1 pseudogene is annotated in these 336 nt (G+C 75.3%); it reads right to left on the bottom strand.

Features of this window, described 5'->3' with window-relative positions:
• Positions 1-225, bottom strand: a pseudogene (locus PUR61_RS36940) (helix-turn-helix domain-containing protein); the annotation flags it as partial.
• Positions 226-336: the final 111 nt, after the last annotated feature.

Raw genomic sequence — 336 nt, 5'->3', positions numbered from 1 at the left:
AGCCGATGTCGCCCCCGCAGGCCGCCCGCGCACTTTTACCCCCGCCCAGGTCGCCTCCCTCCATGCGGTCACTACCTGATCTTCGCGCACGGCGACCCGCCGCGCGGGGCCCTGCGGGCTGAAGCCGAGCCGGTGCGTCGGCCTCGTCGTCGCGGAGACGCTGTCGGAGTCGTGGAACTTCCTGCCGATCAGCGTAGCCACCCGCGCCGCGGGCCACGGAGGGTCCCGCCGCCCAGACAACTGGCCCACACCACCCACCAGCCGGTACCCGCCCCCCCCCCCCCCCCACAACACCCACCCCCCCCACACCCCCCCACCCCCCCCCCGCCCTCCTTT

This window comes from Streptomyces sp. BE20 (genome assembly GCF_036322525.1).
Lineage (GTDB): Bacteria > Actinomycetota > Actinomycetes > Streptomycetales > Streptomycetaceae > Kitasatospora.
This window is presented reverse-complemented; position numbering and strand designations above follow the sequence as displayed.